Origin of the sequence: Kitasatospora aureofaciens (assembly GCF_001188955.3) — a bacterium.
Classification (GTDB): Bacteria; Actinomycetota; Actinomycetes; order Streptomycetales; family Streptomycetaceae; genus Kitasatospora; species Kitasatospora aureofaciens.
On record NZ_JPRF03000001.1, the window covers coordinates 614,611 to 631,337 of the forward strand.

The 16,727-nt window shown below is 73.0% G+C and carries 16 protein-coding genes and 1 pseudogene; 9 read left to right on the forward strand and 8 right to left on the reverse strand.

What is annotated here, in order from left to right:
- Positions 1 to 34: 34 nt before the first annotated feature.
- On the reverse strand, positions 35 to 1,024 hold the full coding sequence (locus HS99_RS02715; RefSeq protein WP_030550307.1) for an aldo/keto reductase: 990 nt from the start codon (positions 1,022 to 1,024) through the stop codon (positions 35 to 37).
- Between the two features lie 282 nt (positions 1,025 to 1,306).
- Between HS99_RS02715 and HS99_RS02720 the strand changes: the two genes are divergently transcribed.
- The 3 genes from HS99_RS02720 (at position 1,307) to HS99_RS02730 (ending at position 4,259) form a co-directional block, all read left to right on the forward strand.
- The gene (locus HS99_RS02720; RefSeq protein WP_030279177.1) at positions 1,307 to 1,477 is read left to right on the forward strand and encodes a hypothetical protein; all 171 of its coding nucleotides are present in this window, start codon (positions 1,307 to 1,309) and stop codon (positions 1,475 to 1,477) included.
- A 120-nt stretch (positions 1,478 to 1,597) separates the two neighbouring features.
- Positions 1,598 to 2,620, forward strand: a complete 1,023-nt coding sequence (locus HS99_RS02725; protein WP_046385404.1) for a YihY/virulence factor BrkB family protein — start codon at positions 1,598 to 1,600, stop codon at positions 2,618 to 2,620.
- A 139-nt stretch (positions 2,621 to 2,759) separates the two neighbouring features.
- Entirely contained in the window at positions 2,760 to 4,259 is a 1,500-nt protein-coding gene (locus HS99_RS02730) for a bifunctional phosphatase PAP2/diacylglycerol kinase family protein (protein ID WP_030550311.1), read from the forward strand.
- Between the two features lie 116 nt (positions 4,260 to 4,375).
- On the opposite strand, the gene HS99_RS48310 is transcribed toward HS99_RS02730, so the two are convergent.
- Complete coding sequence (locus tag HS99_RS48310; RefSeq protein WP_078867059.1) at positions 4,376 to 4,825, reverse strand: helix-turn-helix transcriptional regulator; 450 nt, start codon at positions 4,823 to 4,825, stop codon at positions 4,376 to 4,378.
- A 160-nt stretch (positions 4,826 to 4,985) separates the two neighbouring features.
- On the opposite strand from HS99_RS48310, the gene HS99_RS02740 reads away from it, so the two are divergent.
- Both HS99_RS02740 and HS99_RS02745 read left to right on the forward strand, forming a co-directional pair.
- The gene (locus HS99_RS02740; RefSeq protein WP_141763641.1) at positions 4,986 to 5,285 is read left to right on the forward strand and encodes a hypothetical protein; all 300 of its coding nucleotides are present in this window, start codon (positions 4,986 to 4,988) and stop codon (positions 5,283 to 5,285) included.
- Positions 5,282 to 6,301, forward strand: a complete 1,020-nt coding sequence (locus HS99_RS02745) for a YdcF family protein (RefSeq protein WP_232790734.1) — start codon at positions 5,282 to 5,284, stop codon at positions 6,299 to 6,301. Before HS99_RS02740 ends, HS99_RS02745 begins: the two co-directional genes overlap by 4 nt.
- A 289-nt stretch (positions 6,302 to 6,590) precedes the next feature.
- Here the strand turns inward: HS99_RS02745 and HS99_RS02750 are convergent, their stop codons facing one another.
- The 4 genes from HS99_RS02750 to HS99_RS02765 form a co-directional block, all read right to left on the reverse strand.
- Positions 6,591 to 6,857: a hypothetical protein gene (locus HS99_RS02750; RefSeq protein ID WP_030279188.1), complete on the reverse strand. Its 267-nt coding sequence runs from the start codon at positions 6,855 to 6,857 to the stop codon at positions 6,591 to 6,593.
- Between the two features lie 207 nt (positions 6,858 to 7,064).
- Complete coding sequence (locus HS99_RS02755; RefSeq protein ID WP_030279190.1) at positions 7,065 to 7,934, reverse strand: class II glutamine amidotransferase; 870 nt, start codon at positions 7,932 to 7,934, stop codon at positions 7,065 to 7,067.
- 72 nt (positions 7,935 to 8,006) lie between these two features.
- The gene (gene gad / locus HS99_RS02760; protein WP_030550316.1) at positions 8,007 to 9,434 is read right to left on the reverse strand and encodes a glutamate decarboxylase; all 1,428 of its coding nucleotides are present in this window, start codon (positions 9,432 to 9,434) and stop codon (positions 8,007 to 8,009) included.
- Between the two features lie 102 nt (positions 9,435 to 9,536).
- Positions 9,537 to 10,118, reverse strand: a complete 582-nt coding sequence (locus HS99_RS02765) for a hemerythrin domain-containing protein (protein WP_030550318.1) — start codon at positions 10,116 to 10,118, stop codon at positions 9,537 to 9,539.
- Between the two features lie 380 nt (positions 10,119 to 10,498).
- On the opposite strand from HS99_RS02765, the gene HS99_RS02770 reads away from it, so the two are divergent.
- Entirely contained in the window at positions 10,499 to 11,203 is a 705-nt protein-coding gene (locus HS99_RS02770) for a metal-dependent hydrolase (RefSeq protein WP_030279197.1), read from the forward strand.
- Positions 11,204 to 11,269: 66 nt separating this feature from the next.
- Positions 11,270 to 11,995, forward strand: a complete 726-nt coding sequence (locus HS99_RS02775) for a hypothetical protein (protein ID WP_050367054.1) — start codon at positions 11,270 to 11,272, stop codon at positions 11,993 to 11,995.
- Positions 11,996 to 12,015: 20 nt separating this feature from the next.
- Here HS99_RS02775 and HS99_RS02780 read toward each other — a convergent pair whose 3' ends face one another.
- Both HS99_RS02780 and HS99_RS02785 read right to left on the reverse strand, forming a co-directional pair.
- Complete coding sequence (locus HS99_RS02780; protein WP_043480361.1) at positions 12,016 to 13,053, reverse strand: zinc-binding alcohol dehydrogenase family protein; 1,038 nt, start codon at positions 13,051 to 13,053, stop codon at positions 12,016 to 12,018.
- Between the two features lie 130 nt (positions 13,054 to 13,183).
- A complete protein-coding gene (locus HS99_RS02785) occupies positions 13,184 to 14,473 on the reverse strand; it encodes a citrate synthase (protein ID WP_030550322.1) in 1,290 nt (429 codons plus the stop codon).
- A gap of 150 nt (positions 14,474 to 14,623) precedes the next feature.
- Between HS99_RS02785 and HS99_RS02790 the strand changes: the two genes are divergently transcribed.
- Complete coding sequence (locus HS99_RS02790; protein WP_030550324.1) at positions 14,624 to 15,784, forward strand: citrate synthase/methylcitrate synthase; 1,161 nt, start codon at positions 14,624 to 14,626, stop codon at positions 15,782 to 15,784.
- 483 nt (positions 15,785 to 16,267) lie between these two features.
- Positions 16,268 to 16,696: pseudogene (locus tag HS99_RS47620) on the forward strand (carbohydrate binding domain-containing protein); the annotation flags it as partial.
- Positions 16,697 to 16,727: the final 31 nt, after the last annotated feature.

The following is a 16,727-nucleotide window of genomic DNA, read 5'->3' on the forward strand; positions in this document are numbered from 1 at the left end:
CCGCACGCGGGTTGCCGGTTACCGGGACACGCTCCTAGCGGTTCACCGCCCGCATCCCGTCCTCGTCGTAGCGCTCGCCCGCCGCCTCGGGCAACTCGGCGTCGATGCGCGCCAGTTCCTCGTCCGTCAGCTCGACGTCGACCGCGCCCGCGTTCTGCTCCAGGTAGGTCCGGCGCTTGGTGCCGGGGATCGGCACGAGGTCCTCGCCGCGGGCCAGTACCCAGGCGATCGCCAGTTGGGCCGGCGCGACGTCCTTCTCCGCGGCGATCTGCTTCACCTTCTGCGCGAGCCGGAGGTTGGCCGCCAGATTGGCCTCGGTGAAGCGCGGGTTGCCGCGGCGGAAGTCGTCCTGGTCCAGTTCGTCCGGGGAGCTGAAGCGGCCCGCGAGGAAGCCTCGGCCGAGGGGGGAGTACGCCACGAAGCCGATTCCGAGCTCCCGGCACGCGGGGAGCACCTCGGCCTCCACGTCCCGGGTCCAGAGCGAGTACTCGCTCTGGACGGCGGTGACCGGGTGGACGGCGTGGGCGCGGCGGATGGTCTCGGCACTCGCCTCGCTCAGCCCGATGTACCGCACCTTGCCCTCGGCGACCAGTTCGCCGAGCGCGCCGACGGTCTCCTCGATGGGCACGGCCGGGTCGACCCGGTGCTGGTAGTAGAGGTCGATGCGGTCGGTGCCGAGCCGCGCGAGCGACCCGTGGACGGAACTGCGGACGTGCTCGGCGGAGCCGTCCTGGCGGCCCACCGTCGACATGTCGCCCGGCACCGCGCCGTCCATCCGGTAGTTGAACTTCGTGGCGATCACGTACTCGTCACGGTGTCCCCGGACGGCCTCGCCGACCAGGGACTCGTTGGTGAGCGGTCCGTAGACCTGCGCCGTGTCGAGGAAGGTGATGCCCAGTTCCAGGGCGCGCCGGATGGTCGCGACGCCCTCGTCCTGGTCGGCCGTGCCGTAGAAGGCGGACATCCCCATGCAGCCGAGGCCGATGGCCGACACCTGGAGGTCCCGCAGACTGCGCTGTTGCATGTGACGTGCCAGCCTTTCCCGTTCGTCCTTCCCGCGGCCCGACGCTCTTGCGACGCCCCGCTCCGGGCGCACCGGCCGGGCCGCGTGCCCTGGGAGAGGACCATACGGGGCCCGCGCCGTCCGACGGCGGACCGGCACGGCCGCAGACAGGTCCCCGGCGGGGCGCCCCGGCGGCGGACACTCGGCGTCCGCATCCGCGCGCCGATTCGGAGGCATGTTTCCCGCCGATCGGGTCATCAGCATGAGCGTCCCCAGTAGACGGACCAAGGAGATGACAGACCCATGGGTGCCCTTCTGCTCGTACTGCTGCTCGCCGTCGTGCTCTTCGGTCTCGGCTTCGCGGTGAAGGTGTTGTGGTGGGTGGCGCTGTTCGTCCTGGCGGTGTGGCTCCTGGGCTTCGTGGTCCGCACCGTTGACGATGCCGGCGGCCGACGCCGCTGGTACCGGTGGTGAGCACCGGAATCGGCGCAGCGGCGGCCCCGGGTGCGGTGACACCCGGGGCCGCGGCTCGACGCGTCGCCCGGGCGGCACGCGTTCCCCCTGTCCGCGCACTCCGTCCGAAACGGGTGGTCCATGAGCGTGCTCGACGGACTCGACGACTACCAGCGGCGGCACCGCTGGGCGGGTCTCACGATCGCGGTGGTGTACAAGTTCATCGACGATCAGGGCACCTACATGGCCGCCCTGATCACCTATTACGGGTTCCTGTCCCTGTTCCCCATGCTGCTGCTCCTCGTCGCCGTGCTGGGATTCGCGCTGCACGGCGACGCCCAGTTGCAGCAGCAGGTGCTGCATTCCGCCCTCAGTCAGTTCCCGGTGATCGGCGACCAGATCGAGCACAACATCCGGTCGTTCCAGGGCAGCGGCTTCGCGCTCGCCGTCGGCATCGCCGGCAGCCTCTACGGCGCGCTGGGCGTGGCGCAGGCGCTCCAGAACGCCTTCAACACGGTGTGGGCCGTCCCGCAGCACAGCCGCCCGAACGCGCTGACCGCCCGGCTGCGCGGACTTGCCCTGTTGGGAGTCCTCGCCGTCGCGGTCATGGCCTCCACGGTCCTGGCCGCCCTCACCGCCACCGCACACGGCTGGCCCGCCTGGATCGACCGGTGCGTACGGATCGCCGCCGTCCCGCTGTCGGTCGCCGTCGGTACCGCCCTGCTGCTGGCCGGCTTCAAGCTCCTGACCAACAGCCGGCTCCGGGTGCGCCTGCTGTGGCCCGAAGCCCTGGCGGCTTCGCTGACCTGGCAGGCGCTGCTGCTGGTCGGTACCTACTACGTGGGGCACGAACTGCGCGGGGCGACGGCCACGTACGGGCTGTTCGGCATGGTGCTCGGCCTGATGGCGTGGATCTACCTCGGCGCGCTCACGCTCGTCGTCTGCGCGGAGAGCGCGGCAGTGCGAACCCGGGGGCTGTGGCCCCGGGGCATCACGGCGCCCTTCGCCGATCACGCCCCGCTGACCCGGGCGGACCGGCGGGCCTACACCTCCTACGCCACCGCCGCCGCCTACAAGCCCGACGAGGAGATCCGCGTGGACTTCCCCCCACCCGGAGCGCAGCGAGGCGACGGCGGCCGTCCTCCCTCTCCGGCGGACAGCTGAACCACCGCTGAACCACCGCGTCGCCCCTCATGACGCGTCGGGCCCGACCGCCGACGCGCGTTGCCGACGTGCCGACGTGCCGCCGGGCGAGCCCGGCAATCCCCACCCGCTACCCGCACGACCAGAAGGACCGCTTCGCATGAGGAAAGCCCTGAACGATCTCGACGCCCGGCTGTTCGTCAGGGTGGCGTCCCGCCGCCTGCGCGGCACCGACCCGTGGCTTTCCCGCCTGACCCGCGCCGCCGATCACGGCAAGCTGTGGATGACCGGCGCGGCGCTGCTGGGCGCCACCGGCAATCGGACCGCCCGGCGGGCCGCCCTGCGTGGAGCCGGTTCCCTCCTGCTCGCCTCCGCTCTCGCCAACGTCGCCGCCAAGGGCCTCACCCGCCGGCCCCGCCCCGCCCTCGACCCCGTGCCCGTCGTACGGCGGCTGCTCAAACAGCCCGCCACCAGTTCCTTCCCCTCCGGGCACTCCGCCTCGGCTGCGGCCTTCGCCACCGCCCTCGCCATCGAATCGCCGCTGCTGGGCGCCATCGCCGCTCCCGTGGCCGCCGCGGTGATGGCCTCGCGCGTCTACGTGGGTGTCCACTATCCCGGCGACGTCCTGGCCGGGGCCGCTCTGGGGGCGGGGACGGCAGCGCTCACCCTGCGCTGGTGGCCGCGTCGCAGCGACCATTCGGCCAGCACGGCCGCTCCCGTGGTCAAGGCGCCCGCCCTGCCCACCGGTGAGGGCCTGTACCTCGTCGTCAACGGCGCTTCGGGCTCCGGAGCCCTCACGGGGGCCGACAGCGCGGAGCGGTCCGTCGAGGAACTGCGCCGGGAACTCCCCGACGCCCACATCCGGCTGTGCGCGGACGGCGACGACCTGGCCGCGCTGCTGGACCAGGCCGCGGCACTCGCCGTCACGTCGGACGGGGCGCTGGGCATCTGCGGCGGCGACGGCAGCGTCAACCTGGCCGCGGCCGTCGCCGCCCGGGAAGGCCTGCCACTGGCGGTGTTCCCCGGCGGCACCCTGAACCACTTCGCCGTCGACCTGGGCACTCACATCCTGCGCGCCACCGCCGACGCGGTCAAGGCCGGCAGTGCCTGCGCCGTCGACGTCGCACTGGCCACCGGCGACCACGGCGACCGGCAGCTGTTCCTCAACACCTTCAGCATCGGGATCTACCCCGAACTCGTCCGAGTCCGCGAACGTCTGGAGAGGCGCCTGGGCAAGTGGCCCGCCCTCGCCGTCGCTCTCGTCCGCGTCCTGGCCGGCGCCGAGCCCGTACGCCTGACCGTCTCCGGTGTCCCGCGGACCCTGTGGATGCTCTTCGCCGGCAACGGCACCTACGACCCACCCGGCTTCGCGCCCACCCACCGCACCTCACTGGACGGCGGCCGGCTCGACATCCGCGCCGTCGACGGCAGCCACCCCTTCGCCCGCACCCGCCTCCTGCTCGCCTTCCTCACCGGTACCCTCGCCACCTCCCGCGTCTACCGCGAGGCGCGCCTGGCCGCCCTCGACCTCAGCGATCTGCACGAGGTCCGGAACCTCGCCGTCGACGGCGAGGCCTTCCCCGCCCCCGACCGGCTGCGCCTGTCCAAGGTCACCGCCGCTCTGACCGTCTACCGGCCCGAACGTCCCGCCATCCCCTGAGCGCCTCTCCGCGGTGCCACCGCGGGAGGAGCTCCCCGCGCCCCGCCGGCCCGGCGGCGGCCGGCGCCCCGGCTCGGCGCTCGGGCGGACCGCCGGCGACGGCCACCGGCTGGACGCTACTGGGCACCGGAAACGGCACCGTCAAGGCGGTCCGCGCCCGTCGGGCGGCCCTGGGACAGTCCGTCACCCTGCTGTCCGTCGACCTGATCCGGTGAGCGCGGGCCGGCAGGTTCCGGCACGGCGGGAGCCGGGTGGTGCTGCCCGTCGCCGGGTGTCCGCAGCAGGGTGGCGAGGAGTTCGGCGACGGTGGGGCCGGCGTCGGCGGGATGGCGTAGCTGCTTGCCCGCGAGGACGCTGTAGTGGTTGGTGCGGCCGCGGCGTTCGTGGCTGAGGTATCCGGCCTGTTCGAGGTCGGTGATGATGCGCTGGACGGCGCGTTCCGTGAGCAGGCAGCGGGTGGCGATGTCGCGCACCCGGATGCCGGGGTCGCGGGCTATCTGGACGAGGACCCGGGCGTGGTTGGTCAGGAAGGTCCACTGCCGCTCGGCCGCCGTTGCGTCGTTCATGTATCCACGATAAGACTCCTGTTTCATGACCGCTGAAACATGACAATGGATTCGTGCATTGGTTGACATGTCTGGCGGATCGGCGAACAGTGAAGGTAACGCGGATCGTCATGGCGATCCGTGCGGCGGCTCTCGTACGGAGATGGTGGACGTGGATCCGATGAGCAGGGAAGGGCTGGAGCGGCTCAGGCTCCTGCTGGCCGAGCGGGTCGGGTCGCCATGCGAACACGGCGAGGAGGCGGCGCGGGTGGAGCCGCTGCGTCGGCAGGTGTATCACGCGGTGACCGGCATAGACGCCTACCTCAGCGCGGTCGAGGCGGGCAGCTCCACGGTGGTGGGACTGCGTGAGCGGGCCCAGGACCTGTGGGCGGACCTGGAGCGCATCGCACTGCCGTGTTCGCGAGCCCCGGACACCGGCGGCAGCCGGCGCCCCACCACCTGCTGCCAGGAGCCGCAGTGACCTTGCTCCCCTTCCTCTGCCTTCTCGCAGCCGTTCTGCTCCTGCTGCTCTTCGCACGGCGCTTCCGCGATGACCGGCGTCGCTTCGGCAACGGCGTCCTCCTGGGCCTGTGCACCGTCCTGGTGTTCGCCGGCTCCTTCCTGGTGCTCGACCGCTTCCACCGCCCGGTGGCCCAGGCGGTGGCGGGCGCCACCGGCGTCGCGGCCGTGGCGGGCGCGACGGCCGTCGCCGGAGCCCTGATGGCCAACGGCATCCGGATGGTCCGCGCCGAAGGCGGTCGCCCGGCCAACCTCCTGTCCCCACTGGCGGGCCTCGCGGTCCTGGCCGCACTCGCGCTCGCGGTCGTCGCCGCACGCACCGAGCACGGGCCGCTGCGCGCCGCGGCAACCGCTGCCCTGCTGGTGGCCGGCTACGTGGGGTTCCTCTTCCTCTGTTTCGTCGGTTACGCCGTGCTCTACCAACGGGTCACGGCACGCCGCCCGGTCGACTTCGTGGTCGTCCTCGGCGCCGGACTGGCGGACGGATCCACCGTCCCGCCGCTCCTGGCCTCGCGACTCCAGAAGGCCCTGACCCTGTACCGGCGCCAGGCGGCGCAAGGACGGCCCCCGACCCTGGTGGTCTCCGGCGGCAAGGGCTCGGACGAGCGCGTATCCGAGGCCGAGGCGATGGCCGACTACCTCATGGCGCGGGGCGTCCCCGGCACGCACATCCTCCAGGAGAGCGCCTCGACGAACACCGGGGAGAACGTAGCGTTCAGCCGGGAGCTGATGGAGCGGATCCGCCCGGGCTACCGCTGCGCCATCGTGACCAACGACTTCCACTCGCTGCGAGCGGCCATCCTCGCGCGCCGGGCCGGGGTCCCGGGCGAGGCACACGGCGCGCCGACCGCGGCCTACTACCGGCCCAGCGCGACCCTGCGGGAGTTCGTGGCTGTCCTGGCGGCCTACCCGCTGACGAATCTGGCGGTGTGCGCGGTGCTGGCCGCGGCCGGGGTCCGGGCGGGCCGGTCCGGCTGAGCCGGAGGGGCCGGGCCGCCGGGGGCTCGGCGACGCCCGCGCCCGTGCGCGGCACCGTCGGCGATGCCGGCCTCCGTAGGCGGACGGGTACCGGCACCTCGGCGTCGCGGGCCCCACCCCACCCCCGGACCCTCCCTGGTGTTCACACACGGCCGGCGTCGGCCCCGCGCCGCTCCCGGGCGGTACGTCCGGGTCGCGGTCCGGTGGCCGACGCCGTTCGGTCGCCGCGGCCCGGCCGCGGGGCGGTGTGCCCCGGGTGCGTTACGGGCGCGGGACCGTGCCGTCCGATTCAGGTGGTCGTGGCGGTGACCCTGGGGTCGTTGGCGTAGACGGGGTTGTCGTCACGCTCGTACTGGGACAGGGCGAGTCCCATGCAGAAGAACGTGGGCGCCCATTCGCCCACGAAGATGCCCCAGCGGTCGGCACGCTCCACGCCGGCGGCCTCGGCCTTGACGGAGACCATCCAGGAGACGAAGGACAGTCCGATGGAGGCCAGGCCGGCCATGTAGGCGTGCTCGGATTTCACTCCGGCCTTGTGCAGCTTCTCCATGATCATGAGAACGACTCTCCGCTCTGAAGGGGTGTGCACAGCTGTCCGGGCGACTGCCCGGATGCGGGCGCCCTACACGGGATCGGCGCGAGGTTCGGGCACGGTCTCCTCGATCGGCGGAATCGGCCGTCGGGGGGCGAAGTCACCGAAGAGGCCACTTCACGGCGCGGGGTGCGTCGCGCCGGCTACTGCCGGGTGGGGCCGGCGGCGGCCTCAGGCCGCCTGCTGGGAGGCGGCGGCCGTGGGGTGGAGATCGGCGAGGGTCAGGCGGTGGGCGGGTTCCTGCGGGAGGACGATCCGGCGGGTGACCGCCCGGTCGGGCCCGACGTGCAGGAGTTCACCGGGCTCCATCAGCAGCCAGTGCGGGTTGTCGTCCATGCGTTCGCTGGCGACCACCGTCGCCGGGGTCCGGGCGAGGTCGCCGGAGTGGACGCGCATGCGTCCGGCGGCGCCGGCGTGGTCCAGCTGGCGGTTGCCGTGGTGCCCGCCGGGCCGGCGTTCGAGGACGTGTAGTTCGTGGGTGTCCGGGTACCGCAGCGCCCAGAGCTGGTCGCTCGTGGCGAGGACGATGTTGAGGGCGTAGAGGGGCAGGTGGCGGGCCGTCCAGCGGGCGGCGGCCACGATTCCGGCAGTGACGTCCCCACCGTGTGCGGTGGTTTCCCGGGTGACCAGGGCGAAGAAGCGTTCGGAGTCGGTGTCGCCCTTGACGAGTGACCGGTCCGCGCCCAGGTGGGCGTCGAGCCGGTCCAGGTCTTCGATCACCCCGTTGTGGGCGAACAGTCGGCCGTTCATTTCGAAGGGATGGGTGTTGGACTCCCGCAGGGCTCCGGTGGAGGCGTAGCGGATGTGGGCCAGGAACGTCGCCGACTCCACCGTCGCCGCGTCCTCGGCGAAGGCGCGGTCCTGGAACGCGGCGACGGGGGCCTTGTGCACCTGTGGCGTCCCGTCGGCGGTGAAGTAGCCGAGCCCGGTTCCGTCGGGCTCCCGGCGGCTCTGGTCGCTCAGGTTGTCGGGGGCGTCCAGCAGCCAGAACGTCGCGCGGCTGCGCCGGGGCGCGCTGCTCATGCCGAACAAGCGGCACATGGGGTCCTGCCTCTCCTGGGAGTGCGGGGCGGCCGCGCCGGGGCCCCGGCGCGGCCGCCCCGCGCGGGGGTGTCAGTGCCGTCCGGGCCGCTTGGGGTTCTTGGTCTCGGCTCCGTGAGCGAAGCCGCCCGCGTCGTCGGCGCTGCGTTGCGGCCCGCTCTGGTGCTCCAGGCGTTCGAGTACGCGTTTGAGGTCGGCGAGCAGCAGGTCGGCGAGGTCGTGGCTGAAGCCGTTGCGGACCACGATCCGTAGGACCGCCAGGTCGGTGCGGTTCTCGGGGAAGGTGTAGGCGGGCACCAGCCAGCCGCGTTCGCGTAGCGCGGCGGAGACGTCGAAGACGCTGAAGGCGTCGATGCCCTGGCGGATCCGGAAGGCGAAGACGGGGGTCTGGCTGCCGTCGGTGATCAGCTCGAACGGTCCGAGTCCGGCGATCTCGCCCGCCAGTCGGGTGGCGACGTCGCGGCAGGTCTGCTGCACCCGCCGGTAACCGTCGAAGCCCAGGCGCAGGAAGTTGTAGTACTGGGCGACGACCTGGGCGCCGGGGCGGGAGAAGTTGAGCGCGAACGTGGGCATGTCGCCGCCCAGGTAGTTCACATGGAAGACCAGGTCGTCGGGCAGGGCCTGCTCGTCGCGCCACAGCGCCCACCCGACCCCGGGCATGACCAGGCCGAACTTGTGGCCGGAGGTGTTGATGGAGGCCACCCGCGGCAGCCTGAAGTCCCAGACCAGGTCGGGGTCGAGGAACGGGGCGATCATCGCTCCGGAGGCGCCGTCGACGTGGATCGGGATGTCCAGGCCGGTGCGTTCCTGCAAGTCGTCCAGCGCGGCGGCGAGTTCGGCCACCGGTTCGTAGCTGCCGTCGAAGGTGGAGCCCAGCACCGCGACGACGCCGATGGTGTTCTCGTCGCACAGCTCGACCGCGGCCTCGGGGGAGAGGTGGTAGCGCTCGCCTTCCATGGGGACGTAGCGGGCCTCCACGTCGAAGTAGTCGGCGAACTTCTCCCAGCAGATCTGCACGTTGATGCCCATGACCAGGTTCGGCTTCGCCGTCGTGCCGTCCGCTGCGAGGCGGTGCTGCCAGCGGCGCTTGAGCGCGAGTCCGCCGAGCATCGCCGCCTCGCTGGAACCCGTGGTCGAGCAGCCCACCGCCCGGTGGGCGTCGGGGGCGTTCCACAGCCGGGCGAGCATGTGCACGCAGCGCGTCTCCAGCTCGGCCGTCTGCGGGTACTCGTCCTTGTCGATCATGTTCTTCTCGGCGCACTCGCCCATCAGACGCAGCGCCTGCGGCTCGGTCCAGGTCGACACGAACGTCGCCAGGTTCAGCCGCGCGTTGCCGTCCAGCATGAGTTCGTCGTGCACCAGCTGGTAGGCGGTCTCCGGCTCCATCTCGCTCTTCGGGAGGGCGTACCGGGGGACTTTTACGGGCTCACGGCTGAAGACCGGGTTCAGTTCCAGGTCGCGGCTGATGTGGTGGTGCTCCTGGGCTCGCTTGAGCGGCATTCTCGGCGTCCTTTCGTTTCGTCGGGGACCGCTGCTCGACCGCGCGGCCGGGGGTCGTACGTCGGCCCGGGCCCTGCTGCCCCGGCCGCAGCACGGGGTGGGTCACCCCTGGTGTTCCAGGGTGTCGGCGAGTTCCTGCTTGGTCATGCTCGAGCGTCCGGAGATCTCCGCCTCCTGGGCCTGCCGGTACAGCTCGTCCTTGGTCGGCTCGCCACCCCGGCGGCGCTCGGCCGCTTCCCGTTCGGCCTCGGCCAGTGCCTCCTCGCGCCGCTCGCGGAACTTCCCGCCCAGCTCGTGCAACTGCTTGCTGTCCACCGCCTCCCGCAGCGCGGGCAGGACCTCGGACTCCTCGGTCTCGACGTGGTGCCGGACGGCCTCGACGAGCTCGGTGACCAGGGAGTCGAACTTCTCGGAGCCCGGATCGGTGGCCTGCAGCCGCCTGATCAGTCCTTCCGCCTGCTCGTGCTCGTCCTCGCTGTGCGCCACCTGGTCCTTCTCACCGGGTGCCCGCTTCGCGACGACGGGGTACACCCGCTCCTCCTCGGCCCGCGAGTGCGCGACCAGCAGCGCGCCGACCCGGTCGAGCACCGCGACCCGGTCCGCACCGCCCGCCTGCAAGCGATCGAACAGCTTCTCGACCTCGCGGTGGTCCGCGGTGATCAGCTCGATGACGTCCTTCGGCATGGCTCTCCCAACGTTCGGTTGCGGTCAGGTGCACCGCGTACCCCCGAAAACCCGGCGGCACGCTGTTGCCACCGTCCGAGCTTGCCGTCCCGTGCGGAGGAATCCGGTCGCGCAACGCGGGAGTCCCGCCGCGATGTGCGTCGGAGCCCGGCCCGACGGCTCACCGTCGAGGAACTCCCACCCGGTGTGCTTGAGCACGTCGCCGCCGCTCCGCCCGCTCGAGGCCTGCCGCGCGACCACCAGCGCCCGTGGCCCGGCGGTGCGTGGCCGCGGAGGAGTGGGCGGGGGCTGGGCGGGTAGCAGACGGGTCCCCGTCGGGCTCCCGGGTGGCGGTCGGAGCGGGCGGGGCGCGAGGCAGCGGGACGGAGAAGGGGGGCGACATGCTGGGTCAGTCACATGCGATCAGCGGGGCACTGCTCTACGCGGCCACCGCGCCGTTCCTGCCGGAGGCCCTGTTGGGCGCGCAGCCGCGGCCGAGCGAGGTCCTGGTCGGCACGCTGCTCTGTGCCGGGGCCGCGCTGCTGCCGGACCTCGACCACCACGACGCGACGCCCGCGCACCTGCTGGGTCCGCTGTCGAGGGGGTTGTGCCGTGTGGTGGGCCGACTGTGCGGGGGCCACCGCCATGCGACGCACTCGCTGCTGTTCGTGGCGCTCACCAGCTGGGGCACCTGGATGGGCGTCACCCGCCTCGGCGGCGGCTTCACCCTCGGTCTCACCTTCGTCCTCTTCGCTCTCGCGGCGCGTGCCCTGCACCTGCACCCGCCGGGGCGCGGGCTGACGGCATGGGTGACCTCCGTCGGTCTGGCCGGTGTCGGGACGGCGACGGTGGCTGCCTGGTTCACCGGCATCGCCGTCTGGCTGCCCTACACGGTCTGCCTGGGGACGCTGAGCCACCTGCTCGGCGACTGCCTGACCCGCCGGGGCGCGCCCCTGTTCTGGCCCTGCCGCAGGCGCTTCGAGCTCGTGCTGATCCGGCGGACCGGGGGGAAGCTGGAGACCCGGTTCTTCGTGCCCGTGATGACCGTCGCCACGTTCGCGGCCCTGTGGTTCTCGGCCTTCGCCCCGCGCCTGGCCACGGGTTGAGCTCAGCCACCGATGTGGGCGGCCCGTCAGCCAATGGCATGATGGCCGTGATCACTCGGGGGTGTCATGGCGCTGTTCTCGCCGAAGTGCCCGGTCGGGCCGGACGAACGGGCTTGGATCGAGGAGTCGATGGCCTGGCTGGCGGCCGAATTCGGCCGTGCCGTGCTGGACCGCGCGCCGGTGCTGCCGACCGGGGAGTACTTCCCGGGGCCGTTCCGGGGCTCCGAGGAGGACATCCGGGGCGTGATCGCCCAGATCTGCGGATACCTGGACGTGGCGCCCAACCGGCTGACGATCGAGATCCAGCCGGACGACGGCGAGGACGCCATGGTCGCGGACCTCCGGCTCGCCAGGCGGTCCCGCTACGCCGCCGGGCACTACCGGCGCGAGAACGGGCGGCCGGTGATCGCCGTCGACCAGCGCCAGGCCGCCCGTCCGGTCGCCCTGGTCGCCACCGTCGCCCACGAGCTGGGGCACGTCCGCCTCCTCGACGAGCAGCGCATCCCCGCCGACCGGCACGACCACGAGCCGCTCACCGACCTGCTGACGGTCCACTTCGGACTCGGCATCTTCACCGCCAACTCCGCCTTCAACTACAGCCAGGACAAACAGGGTTGGTCGTACACGCGGCTCGGCTACCTGAGCGAGCGGATGTTCGGCTACGCCCTGGCCTGCTACGCCCACCGGCGCGGCGAGGCCAAGCCCGCCTGGGCCCGCCATCTGACCACCAACCCGCGGGCGTACCTCAAACAGGGCCTGCGCTACCTGGACCGGAACCCGCCGAGTGCGTGACGGGGCGGGACGGCGGCCGCTCAGAACCCGGTGAGGGTCGTCTTCCCGATCGTGGTGCCCGACTCCTGGAGCCGGTGCGCCGCACGGAGGTTGGCGGCGTTGACGGGCCCGAGGTCGCGGATGGCGGTGGTGCGGAGCACGCCGGCGTCCACCAGGTGTGCCACCCGGGTGAGGATCCGGTGCTGCCCGGCCCGGTCCGGGGTCGCGAAGCGGGAGCGGGTGAACATCGACTCCCAGTGGAACGCGATGCTCTTCGGCTTGAGCAGCCCCATCGGCAGGGTGTCGACGTCGTCGATGGCGACGATCCGGCCGAAGGGGTTGAGCAGTTCGGCGTAGACGGGGAGGTTGCGCTGCGTCCCGACCGTACTGAAGACGTGGTCGAGGCCTCCGGGGGCGAGTTCGGCGAGCTGCGGGGCGAGGGGCTCGGTGTGGTCGACCACGTGGTCGACGCCCATGCGGCGGGCGAACGCGGCGGTCCGGGGGCGGGAGGCGGTGCCGATCACGGTGAGTCCGGTCAGGGCGCGCGCCAGCTGGGCGACCATCGCGCCGACCCCGCCCGCGGCCGCCGTCACCAGCAGGGTGCCGGTCTGCTCCGGTGCGCCGGTGCGCAGCCCGAGCCGGTCGAACAGGCCCTCCCAGGCGGTGAGCGAGGTCAGCGGCATCGCCGCCGCCTCGGTGAAGGAGAGCGAGGCGGGCTTGCGGCCGACCAGGCTCTCGTCGACGGCGTGGTAGCGGGAGTTGGCGCCGGGGCGGTCGACGGCCCCGGCGTAGTAGACCTCCTCCCCGACCCGGAAGAGCTCCACGTCGGCGCCGACGGCGACGACGGTGCCGGCCGCGTCCCAGCCCAGCACCTTGGGCGTGCCGCCCGGGTCGGTGCCGCGCCGGACCTTGCAGTCGATCGGGTTGACGGCCACGGCCTCGACCCGGACCAGCAGGTCCCGCGGGCCGGGCTCGGGGACCGGCAGCTCGACGTCCACCAGGCTCTCGGGGTCGTCGATCGGCAGGCTCCGGCGGTAGGCGACGGCGGGCATCGTGGCGCCGCGGGTCTCGTGGGTCATGGCGACCAGCCTAATCCACTAACCGTTCTGACGCTCCGTATTGGTTGAGGGGCTGACGCCTGTCCAACAGCCCGCGTTCGACGGCGACGACCACCGCGTGGGCGCCGGCCCGGCTCGTGGTGAAGCGGGGTCAGCTCTGCTGCGGCCGCGGGCCGGTGTAGCCGGCGCGGGCGCGCATGCGCAGGGGCTCCTCGCGGTACTCCTCCACGGCGTGGGCCAGCCAGCCCGGGGTGCGGGCGACGGCGAAGACCACCTCGCCGGCCTCGGCCGGCAGGCCGGCGGCCAGGGCCATGGCGGCCAGGGCCAGGTCGACGTTGGCCCGCAGGGCCGGTCGTCCGGCGGGGCCCGCCGCCGCCTCGACCTCGGCGACCGCCCTCACCACGACTGCGCCGCCGTCGAGCCGGGCGACGGCGTCGAGCAGGGCGACCGCCCGGGGGTCGCCGTCCGGGTAGAGGCGATGGCCGAGGCCGGGGATCGCCCTGCCGGTGCGCAGGTAGTCGGAGACCACGGGGACGGCGCCGTCGGCCAGCACCTCGGCGAGCATCCGGTGGGCCAGCGGGCTGGCCGCGCCGTGCAGCGGGCCGTCGGTGGCGCCGAGGCCGGCCGAGACCACCGCGTACGGATGGGCCCGGGCCGAGGCCGCGACCCGGGCCGCCACCGTGGACACCGCCAGCTCGTGGTCGAGGAGCAACACCAGGGCGCGGTCCAGGCAGGCCAGTGCCTCGGGCGTGGGGGCGGCGGTGGCGAGGCGGCTCCACAGCCGCGCCGCGAGCGTGGCGTCGGGCCCGGGATCGGGTGCGGTGCGGGGCAGGGCCTCGACCATTCCGGCGATCAGGGCGGCGCCGGCCGCCAGCACCGTCTGTTCGCGCAGGTCGAAGCGGAGCGGGTCGAGCGCGGCGGCGACGGTGGCCGAGATCCGCAGCCGGTCGGGCAGCCGGATCCCGGCGGGCAGCGCGGCGGCGGCCCGGGTGAGGGCTTCGGCGGTGGCGGGCGGCACCCGCAGGGAGACGGGGGCGTCGGTGCCCAGGCCCCAGAGCCAGGCAACGGCGGCCTCGAAGCCGTGCTCGGCGGCGAGTTGGACGGCATCCCGGCCGCGGTAGTGGAGCCGGCCGTTCTCGATCAGGGTCAGGCCGGTCCGCACCGTGACAGGCCCGCCGGGCCAGGCCGCGGTGGTCCACGGGTCGGCGGCCGAGCGTCCGGCGGCCGGGGGTTCGCCGGCGGAGGCCTGGCCCGGTGGGCGCAGCGGAGCCCGGCGGCCGCGGGCGGCCAGTTCGGCCACCTCGCGGGCGTCGAAGGTGCTGCCCTTGCCGCCCGGGGCCCGCTCGCTGCTGAGCTGGCCGCGGCTGGCGTAGGCGTACACCGTCTCCACCTTGACCCCGAGCTGCTCGGCGACCTGCTGGGTGGTCAAGCGTTCGGCCATGGTCTGCCCTCGTCCTCGTCCCGCGACTTGATGGTGATCGATCGATCCACAGTATTCCACATTGATTTCAATCAACATTGACAACATGGATCAATGATCGGAGAGTACAGAACGTCAACGGGTACGAACACCCCCAGGAGGGCTGCCGCCATGTCGAACACCCCGAGCACCACCGAGATCGAGGTCCCGCGCGGACTCAAGGGCGTCGTGGTCACCGAGACCGAACTCAGTGACGTCCGCGGGCTGGAGGGCTTCTACCACTACCGCCAGTACTCGGCGATCGACCTCGCCGAGCAGCGCACCCTGGAGGACGTCTGGCACCTGATGCTGCTCGGCGAACTCCCCGACCCGGCCCGCCGCGCCGCCTTCCTGGCCCGTACCGCACCGCTGCGCCGACTGCCCGACGCGCTGCGCCCGCTGCTGCCCGCACTCGCGGCGAGCACCGCGCACGGCGGCCCGCTGACCGCCCTGGGTGCCGCGCTCTCGATCGCCGCCGCCGACCGCGGCATCCGGCCGCTCTACGACACCGCCCCCGAACAGCGCGTCGAGGACGCCCTGTTCGCCACCGCGCTGGTGCCCACCGTGCTCACCGCGCTGCACCGGCTGCAGAACGCTCAGCAGCCGATAGAGCCGCGCGAGGACCTCGGCTACGCCGCCAACTACCTCTACATGCTGACCGGGGAGGAACCCGAGCCGGCCAAGGCCCGGGCGATCGAGCAGTACCTGATCTCCACCGTGGACCACGGCTTCAACGCCTCCACCTTCACCGCCCGGGTGATCGCCTCCACCGGCGCCGACCTGGTGGCCTGCCTGGTCGGCGGGCTCGGCGCGCTCTCCGGCCCGCTGCACGGCGGCGCCCCCAGCCGGGCACTGGACACCCTGGACGCGATCGGCACCCCCGAGCGGATCGACGGCTGGATCAGGGAGCGCGTGCTGGCCGGCGACCGGATCATGGGCTTCGGCCACGCCGTCTACCGCACCGAGGACCCGCGCTCCCGGATGCTGCGCGGGGTCGCGCAGTCCTTCGGCGGCGAGCTGGTCGACCTCGCCGTCCAGGTCGAGGCCCAGGTCGAGGCGATCCTGGCGGAGCTGAAGCCGGGGCGCGAACTCCACGCCAACGTCGAGTTCTACGCCGGCGTGGTGATGCACCTGTGCGGCCTGCCCCGGGAGATGTTCACCCCCACCTTCGCCGCGGGCCGGGCGATCGGCTGGAGCGCCAACATCCTGGAACAGGCCGCCGACTCCAAGATCATCCGCCCGTCGGCCCGCTACACCGGTCCGGCCGCCCCGGCGCCGCTGCCGACGGTCTGAGCGGCCTGCCCGCGCAGCACCCGCGGTGGCCACCGGACAACTGCCCCGGGGACGCGGCGGTCGGCGTCCTCCCGCGGGCCGGCGCAGTGCGCGTCAGGAGGCCTCCTCAGCGGCGCCGTTGAGGCGGTAGGTCTTGGAGGTGTCGACCCCGCGGGCCGCGAGCGAAGGTCGCGGTGACGTCCAGCGGGCGAGGCGGCGTGACGGCGGCACGGTGAGGGTGGCGAAATTGGTCCAGACCTAAATGGTCCAGACCTATTGACCGACGCTGCCCGCCCTCCTACGATCCGGTCCGGCACAGCCCCACATGTCCCCACCTCACCCACAGCCGGGCGGCACGCCCCCACGCGCCGGTCATTCCCATGGCGCCCGGCGGGAAGGGAGCTCAGCATGTCCGGTCGGAGGTCACGCGCGCCGCGCGCGTCGTCGGGGGGTTTCCACCGCAGTCCGGATCCCGGTCGCCCCGAACAGGGCGCGAGTGTCCTGATGCGCTCCCTCGCCGGGTTGAGCGCCGCCGCCGTCATCGGTGCCGGAATCGCCGCGGTCGGCTCGGTCACCGCCGGGGCCGCCACCACCAACCTGGTGTCCAACCCCGGCTTCGAGAACGGACTCTCCGGCTGGACGTGTTCCGGCGGCTCCGGCGCGGCCGTCGGCAGCCCGGTCCACTCCGGTGCCTCCGCGCTCCGGGCCACGCCGAGCGGCCAGGACGACGCCCAGTGCGGCCAGACCGTCAGCGTGCAGCCCAACTCGCAGTACACGCTGAGCGCCTACGTCCAGGGCAGCTACGTCTACCTGGGCGCCACCGGCACCGGCGCCGGCAGCGAACCGTCCACCTGGACGCCGGGCAACTCCTTGTACGGCCAGCTCAGCGTCGGCTTCACCACCGGCCCCACCACCACCTCGGTGACGGTCTACCTGCACGGCTGGTACGGCCAGCCCGCGTACT